The organism is Acetivibrio ethanolgignens, from assembly GCF_001461035.1.
GTDB classification, from domain to species: Bacteria; Bacillota; Clostridia; order Lachnospirales; family Lachnospiraceae; genus Velocimicrobium; species Velocimicrobium ethanolgignens.
The window spans coordinates 1-1,255 of the sequence record NZ_LNAM01000097.1 but is presented as its reverse complement, the minus strand read 5'-3'; the positions used below and the strand labels follow the sequence as shown (position 1 = coordinate 1,255).

Genomic DNA, 1,255 nt, shown 5'->3' with positions numbered 1-1,255 from the left:
TAAAGTGTTCCATATAAATCATCTGCATCAGGTTTTCATCGTCTTTGTGGAAGTGAACCGCCTTATCATTAGTTTTAAATTTCTTTTTGACCAGCCTGGTAAAAACAGCTCTCTTACTTTAGTTTTACCAGACTTTAAACTTATATGGATGATTTGGAAATTTGAATTCTCACTTGAGGTATTTTTAGGGATTTAATAACTGTTATATCTTGTTATAAAAATCTCGGCAGACCCTTGAAAACACTAAAGTTTTTGTTGGTGTCCTATTCATCACATCTTGTATCGTGTTATACCGTTTTACCCTTGGTTATGAACCCTCATAAGGGAAAAAATAAGGGAAAGAAAATCTGGTAACAATTTGTAATAAATTAGTAACTATTCAGAACCATCCTTATTCAAAGATGAAATCAGTATGACCTGAGATTGCATTTTTGATTGCTTCGTAAGCATTGTATCCCTGTTTATGTGCCGTGCCTACGTAGGACATGATTTTTAGATAATCTCTGGCACCTTCCTCTGTTCGGAAGCATCCGGATACTTTGGTCTTGACCTTTATCATCCGAAGATCACGTTCTGCCTGGTTGTTATCAAACGGAACATTGAAGTTATGGATAAAAAGGCAGACTGAGGCCTTGTAATTCGCAAGGCGGTCTACAAGGGCAAGGATTTTTCCTTTTTTCTTCCGACCACGTTTTTTCTCCGTGGTTTCGGGAAGTGGATTTTCCTTCCGAGCCTGTTCGAGAAGTTCATCATACTTTTTTTCGAACTTATGATAGTGATAATAGCTCAGAAAGTCCTTACCTTTCTCTACCGCTTTGTCTTTGACCTTTTTCATTTCCAGTAAAAGGTCTATAAATGCAGATGCCCACTTCTGCTCAGGATAATTTTCATCAATCCCCGTTAATTCACGGAGAAGATGGGCACAGCAGACTGCATGCTGAATATCCGGATAATTCCAGTAGGAAGCCCAGCAGTCATGCATGGCAATCCCTTTGAATTCCGGGAGAACACCGCATTGTTCCATGCCTGCATTTCCACGTTTGGGACTGATATCAAGATAGGTGTATTCACCGTTTGAGGCATCATGAACCCACCAGAGTTTTTTATCCACTCTGGTTCCTGTTTCATCGAAATGTCCAAGTGCGGAACCGATCATTTTATCCTTGATCTTACCTACTGTTTCACTCAGACTGTCAGCGCATCTTTTTACCATGCTGCTGATCGTTCCTGTCGCAATCGGAATGTTAAATACTCC

The 1,255-nt window shown here is 39.8% G+C and carries 2 protein-coding genes; one reads left to right on the top strand and one right to left on the bottom strand.

The window, feature by feature from the left end:
* Window positions 1–196, top strand: a 196-nt coding sequence (locus ASU35_RS19855) for a hypothetical protein (protein ID WP_207644123.1), incomplete at its 5' end; no start/stop codon positions are given.
* A 195-nt stretch (window positions 197–391) separates the two neighbouring features.
* Here ASU35_RS19855 and tnpC read toward each other — a convergent pair.
* Window positions 392–1,255, bottom strand: an 864-nt coding sequence (tnpC, locus tag ASU35_RS05340) for an IS66 family transposase (RefSeq protein WP_147525387.1), incomplete at its 5' end; no start/stop codon positions are given.